General features: G+C 68.4%; 5 protein-coding genes. 2 read left to right on the top strand and 3 right to left on the bottom strand.

The features are described from left to right. Window positions 1-1,098: FUSC family protein (locus G3N97_RS35655; protein WP_205997523.1), on the top strand; the 1,098-nt coding region annotated here is incomplete at its 5' end. A 30-nt stretch (window positions 1,099-1,128) separates the two neighbouring features. Here G3N97_RS35655 and G3N97_RS35660 read toward each other — a convergent pair. The 3 genes from G3N97_RS35660 to G3N97_RS35670 are packed head-to-tail and all read right to left on the bottom strand — an operon-like array spanning window position 1,129 to window position 4,441. Beyond that, window positions 1,129-1,917, bottom strand: a complete 789-nt coding sequence (locus G3N97_RS35660; RefSeq protein ID WP_205997524.1) for a response regulator transcription factor — start codon at window positions 1,915-1,917, stop codon at window positions 1,129-1,131. A gap of 53 nt (window positions 1,918-1,970) precedes the next feature. Further along, complete coding sequence (locus G3N97_RS35665; protein WP_205997525.1) at window positions 1,971-4,070, bottom strand: ATP-binding protein; 2,100 nt, start codon at window positions 4,068-4,070, stop codon at window positions 1,971-1,973. Next, on the bottom strand, window positions 4,070-4,441 hold the full coding sequence (locus G3N97_RS35670) for a response regulator (protein ID WP_205997526.1): 372 nt from the start codon (window positions 4,439-4,441) through the stop codon (window positions 4,070-4,072). Before G3N97_RS35670 ends, G3N97_RS35665 begins: the two co-directional genes overlap by 1 nt. A gap of 316 nt (window positions 4,442-4,757) precedes the next feature. Here G3N97_RS35670 and G3N97_RS35675 point away from each other — a divergent pair, with 316 nt between their 5' ends. Next, complete coding sequence (locus tag G3N97_RS35675; protein ID WP_205997527.1) at window positions 4,758-5,822, top strand: sugar ABC transporter substrate-binding protein; 1,065 nt, start codon at window positions 4,758-4,760, stop codon at window positions 5,820-5,822. Window positions 5,823-5,945 lie beyond the last annotated feature (123 nt).

Below are 5,945 nucleotides of genomic sequence, written 5' to 3' on the forward strand. Positions count from 1 at the left end.
GCCGCCGCGTCGCGCCCGAGCCAACCGTGGCGCGACGCGCTGCGCGCTGTCGTCGCGCAAGTCCGCACGCATGGCGTGTTCGCGCGCTATGCGGCGCGCCTCGCCGTTGCGGCCATGATCGCCGTGACGCTCGCGCGCTGGCGCAGCGCGGAGCAAGGTTACTGGCTCGCGCTGACGACCATGTTCATCGTGCAGCCGACGTTTTCGCAGACGGTGCGCGTATCGAGCCTGCGCATCGGCGGGACGATGCTCGGCGCGGTGCTCGCTTCGGCGCTCGCGCTGGCGATCCACAGCCCGATCCTGCTCGCGCTCGCGATCCTGCCGCTCGCCACCGGGACGCTCGCCGCGCGCGCGGTCAGCTATGTCTCGTACATCCTGTTCCTCACCTCGCATTTCGTGCTGGTCGCGCATCTGGGCACGCCCGTGGGCGAGCCGTGGGATCTCGCGGTCTCGCGCGTGCTCAATAGCCTCGCGGGCGTGGCGGTCGGCGTGGCGGCGAGCTTTCTGGCGTGGCCGGAATGGGAGCAGCACAAACTCGGTCCCGCCGCCGCGCATGCGCTCAAATGCGTGAGCGAGTACGTGCAGGCGGTGTTACGCGGACGCGCCTCGGAATCCGGCGATGACATGCAACAGGAACAGCAGGCCGAACAGCAGGCCGAACGCAACGCGCGCGAGATCGCCGCGCTGCGTCGACAGGCCTGCCTCGCCGTGGATGCGCTCGAATCGGTGATTTCGGCCACGCGGCTCGAATCGCTGAGTTCGAATCACCGCGCGGCGCATGCGAGCGTGCTGATGCTGCGTCTGCGCAAGCTCGTCGGCGTGGTCTCGCCGCTCGAAGGCGCGGACGCCGCGCTCGATCACGCGGACCGCGCGCGTCTGGCCGCGCTCGCGCAATCGGTGGGTGCGCTGCTGCGCGCGACGCGCGAACAGCGCGCCGGTTTGCGCGCGCAACTGCAAGCTGCGGAATCTGCTCAATCCGCCGATTACGCTAATTCCGCCGCGCACGCGCGTTCGTTCTTCGCGCGTCATATCGAACATGAGGTGATCGACGGCGCGCTGGCCGTCTCGATGGTGTTGCCCGACGTGCTCGATGCCTGATCGAAGCGTCCTGCGCCTCGCGTATCGGCGTTAAAGCTCGCCGCTCCAGCCCGTCGCGTGAGTGAGTTTCTCGACGGGCGCGGCGAACACATAACCCGCGCCGCGCTCGGTCTTGATGAACTCGGGCCGCGACGGCACCGCCTCGATCTTTCGACGCAAACGCAGGATCTGCACGTCGATCGAACGATCGTAGACGTCGGCGTACAAGCGGCTCGCTTCGAGCAGTTGCTCGCGCGCGAGCACGCAGCCGGGCGCGGCGAGAAACGCATGCAGCAGGCTGAATTCGCCGTTGGTCAGCGGCACGACCTCGCCGCGCGGCGACGTGAGCTTGCGCGTGCCGATGTTCAACTCCCATCCCGCGAATCGATACGCGCGCGCGTCGGCCTGACGCGCCGCGCCCGCCACAGTCGACGCCGATGCCGACGCCAGCACCGCCGACGCGGCATTCGCGCGCCGCAGCAACGCCCGCACACGCGCGAGCAATTCGCGCGAGCTGAACGGCTTGGTCAGATAGTCGTCGGCGCCCAGTTCGAGCGCCATCACGCGATCGGCCTCCTCGCGCAAACCCGAGACCACGATGATCGGCAACGCCGATTGCACGCGAATCCGCCGCGCGATCTCGATCCCGTCCTCGCCCGGCATGCGCAGATCGAGAATCACAAGGTCGATCGCCTGCTCCGCGAGCGCGGCCGACATGGCCTTGCCGCTGGCCGCTTCGCTCACGCGCATGCCGTTCTCGCCGAGATAGGCGGCGATCAGTTCCCGGATGGCGGGGTCGTCGTCGACGACCAGAATGTGGGGGGCGTTGGGCTCGTTCATGACGGCAAGGGCAGCAGCGCGGATGGCGATAGTCGATTCATCGCGACAGAAAATTATAGCGGCAGCGCCGCGCGGATCGCGCGCCCGAGCGCGGCGCGATCGACGGGTTTTTTCAGCACCGCCCGCACGCCTGCCGCGCGCGCCGCTTCGTCGAGCAGCGCCGTGCCGTAGCCGCTCACGAGCACGGCGGGCAGATCGGGGCGCTGTGCATGCAAACGCTCGATCAATTCGATGCCGCTCATTTCCGGCATCGTCTGATCGGTCAGCACGAGGTCGAAGCGCTGCGGATCGGCGAGAAACGCATCGAGCGCGTCTTGTGGCGACGCGAAACCCACCGGCTCGTAACCGAGTTCGGCCAGCCACTCCTCGCCCAGTTCGACGAGCGCGCGTTCGTCGTCGACGAGCAGGATCGTTTCGCCCTGACCTTGCGGCGCGTGTGTGCTGTCTTGCGGCGTGAGTGCTGCATCGTTCTCGCGCGGCGCAATGCGCTGAATCGGCAGATCGATCAGAAAGCACGCGCCTTCGCCGGGCGCGCTGCGCACCTCGATGGTTCCGCCGTATTCCTTCACGATGCCGTCGACGAGCGACAGGCCGAGGCCCGTGCCCGCGCCGCGCCGCCGCGTCGTGAAGAACGGATCGAAGATGCGTTCGCGCACCTCGGGCGCGATGCCCGCGCCGTTATCGGCCACGCCGATGCGCACGTGGCGCGCCGCGTGCGTGGCGTTCTCTTCGCCCGCAGCAACTTCATCGACCGACACCGTGATCGCGCCTTCGCCGTCGAGCGCGTGCAGCGCGTTGCTGCACAGATTCATCACGACCTGATGCAGATGCGTGGGATCGCCGAGCACGACGGCGTCGGGCGCGTCGATGCGCAGCGTCACGCTCACGCCGGGCGGCACCTGCGCCTTGAACAGATCGACGGTTTCCTCGACCACCGAGGCCACCTGCACCGGCAGACGCGCCGCCATGCCGCTGCGGCTGAACGCGAGAATGCGCTCGACGAGTTGACTCGCGCGCGTGCCCGCGTTGAGCACCTGCTGCGCGTCGCGGCGCGCGGGCGCGTCGGCTGGCAGCGCCGCGAACACGCGCTCGCCATAGCCGAGAATCGCGCTGAGAATATTGTTGAAATCGTGCGCGATGCCGCCCGCGAACGTGCCGAGCGCCTCGAGCTTCTGCGCCTGACGCAATTGCGCTTCGAGACGCAGACGCTCCGCTTCGGCGGCGCGGCGCGCGCTCACGTCGTCGATGACGGCGACCAGCATGCCGTCGAGTTCGCCGGAGTTGGACAGCCGCGAAATACTCATCTCCGTCCAGATCACCGAGCCGTCGCGATGCACGTAGCGCTTCTCGAACGTCACGTGCGCGCGCGCGCCGCGTTCGAGTTCGGCGACCTTCGCACGTGTGAGCGCGACGTCGTCGGGATGCGTGATGTCATCGGGCGCGAGCGCGTGCAGCGCGTCGAGCGGATAGCCGACCATGCGGCAGAACGCGGGATTCGCGACCATGTACGGCTGGTTCGGCAGCAGCATGACGATGCCGACCGGCGCGTTGTCGAACACGGCGCGCCAGCGTTGTTCGCCCGCGCGCAGGTCCGCGTTCGCGCGATCCTGGCGGCGCGCCTCGCGCATCAGCAGATAGAGCAGCACCAGCACGAACGCCGAGATCGCGACGGTGCGGGCGAGCGTGGCGTGAGTCGCGCTGCGCCAGCCGCCCAGCATGGCGTCGCGCGAGCGGCCCACCGCGACGACGAGCGGATAGCCGGGCACTTGCGCACGCACGGCGATGTCGTTCGCGGCGTCGATATCGGCATCGGCAAGGTTTTGCGGCGACGTCGTGCAGTTGAACGCGCGCGCCTGGCCGGTGCCTTCGATCGCGAGCGTGAGCCGTTCGTCGCGCGCGACATCGCCGAGACCGGCGAGCAGCGCGGCGCATTCGCCCGCGGCAAACGCAGGCGATGCGGCGGGAGCATGCCCGAGCGTCTGCCCAATCTGCCCGGCCAGCACGCGTGCGACCAGTTGCAGCGTGCGTTGCCCTTCGGCGAGCGTCGCGCTGCGGCTTTGCCAGACGTTCACGCAGGCCGCCGCGCAGAGCACGAACACCACGAGCAGACCGCCCGCGAGCGTGCTGCGATGAAACGAGGGTCTCGATTGCATCACGAAGCCGACGCCATCAACTGCCGCACGCCCGCGACCAGCGCGGCGCAATCGAGCGGTTTGGCGATCACGCGGTCCGCGCCGAGCTGACGCGCGACCGAGGCCGCCGTCGCCACGTTGAAGCGAAAGCGTCCCGAAATAGCGACGACGCGCGCACGCGGAAACCGCTCGCGCAGGCGCAGCAGACGCGCCGCGCCATCGCACTTGGGCTCGCCCAGATCGACGACGATCACCGCGACGCCGTCGATCGGCGCATCGCCGGCACCCTCGCCCGCCGCGGCATGCGCGACGAAGCCCGCATCGCGCAAGGTCGACGCGATCAGCTCGCGCGTGCCGGGATCGTCTTCCAGCACCAGAATCGAATCGGACATGAGCGCCTTGATCCGGCCACCTGCCCGGCCGCTGGGCTGCGGCCCCGAAACGGGCCAGCGACGTCAGTTTACGGGAGCGCGGTTACGCGCGGGTTTCGGGCGGGCAAGCGGCGGATTACAAATGCAATCTCGGGACGGCAGCCGGCGCACGACGCCGCCCGAACGGCGTTCCTGACGCTTCAAAAGCATTTCACGCGAGCGCAACTATCCTTAGCTCGATTCGATACTTCGCATCGCGGCCCTCGCCGCTTAGATTCGTAGCGCAACGCTCCTCCGCCCGCCCGGGCGACCGCCAGAACAACGAATCGACGACGACATGAACCGCGAGACAACCCGCCCCTTCGCCCTCAAACGCGCCGCCACGGCGTTCGCCCTCGCGCTCGGCGCGTTCACGGCGCTTGCGGCGATCAGCCCGGCAACGCACGCACAGTCCAACCCGCAGGCCAACCCGCAGTCCAACGCCGATGTGCCGTCGCTCAAAGGCAAGCGCATCGGCATCACGGCGGCCGGGACCGACCATTACTGGGATCTGAAGGCCTATCAGGGCGCGATCGACGAAGTGAAGCGCCTCGGCGGCACGCCCATCGCGCTCGATGCGGGCCGCAACGACAATCGCCAGATCGCGCAGATCCAGACGCTGATCGCGCAAAAGCCCGACGCCATCGTCGAGCAGCTCGGCACCGCTTCCGTGCTGGAGCCGTGGTTGCAGAAAATCCGCCAGGCGGGCATCCCGCTGTTCACGATCGACACGGCCTCGCCGTCGAGCATCAACGACACCACCTCGGACAACTTCTTCATCGGCGAGCAACTGGCGCTCAAGCTCGTCAACGATATTCACGGCGAGGGCAATATCCTCGTGTTCAACGGCTTTTACGGCGTGCCCGTGTGCGCGATCCGTTACGACCAGTTGAAGGCCGTGCTCAAGTATTACCCGAAGGTGCACATCATTCAGCCCGAGCTGCGCGACGTGATTCCGAACACCGTGCAGAGCGCCTATGCGCAGGTCAGCCAGCTGCTCGCCAAGTATCCGAAGGGGCAGATTGCGGCGATCTGGTCGGCGTGGGACGTGCCGCAGGTCGGCGCGACGCAGGCGGTCGACGCGGCGCATCGCAACGAGATCCGCACCTATGCGGTCGATGGCAGCCCGGACGTCGTCACGCTCGTGAAGGACCCGAAATCGAGCGCCGCCGCCGTGGTCGCGCAGCAACCCGCGCTGATCGGCAAGACCGCCGTGGACAACGTCGCGCGCTATCTGGCCGGCCAGCACGATCTGCCGCCGTACACCTACGTGCCGTCGATTCTCGCGACCAAGGAGAACGCCGGCGAGGTGCAGAAGGCGCTCGGTCAGGCCGCGCAAACCGGTCAGCTCGCCGCGAAATGAGCACGCCACGCGACGACGCGCGCGGCACGCCGCCGACGCCGCACGCGCACGACACGCCGGCAGCACCCGCGCTCGAACTGCGCGGGCTCGTCAAGCAGTACGGCGGCGTGCAGGCGCTGCGCG

This window comes from Paraburkholderia sp. Ac-20347 (genome assembly GCF_017104805.1).
Taxonomy (GTDB): domain Bacteria; phylum Pseudomonadota; class Gammaproteobacteria; order Burkholderiales; family Burkholderiaceae; genus Paraburkholderia; species Paraburkholderia tropica.

Coding starts and splice junctions, on each gene's coding strand:
- G3N97_RS35660 (WP_205997524.1), bottom strand. CDS start 1,917: ATGAACGAGCCCAACGCCCCCCACATTCTGGTCGTCGACGACGACCCC.
- G3N97_RS35665 (WP_205997525.1), bottom strand. CDS start 4,070: ATGCAATCGAGACCCTCGTTTCATCGCAGCACGCTCGCGGGCGGTCTG.
- G3N97_RS35670 (WP_205997526.1), bottom strand. CDS start 4,441: ATGTCCGATTCGATTCTGGTGCTGGAAGACGATCCCGGCACGCGCGAG.
- G3N97_RS35675 (WP_205997527.1), top strand. CDS start 4,758: ATGAACCGCGAGACAACCCGCCCCTTCGCCCTCAAACGCGCCGCCACG.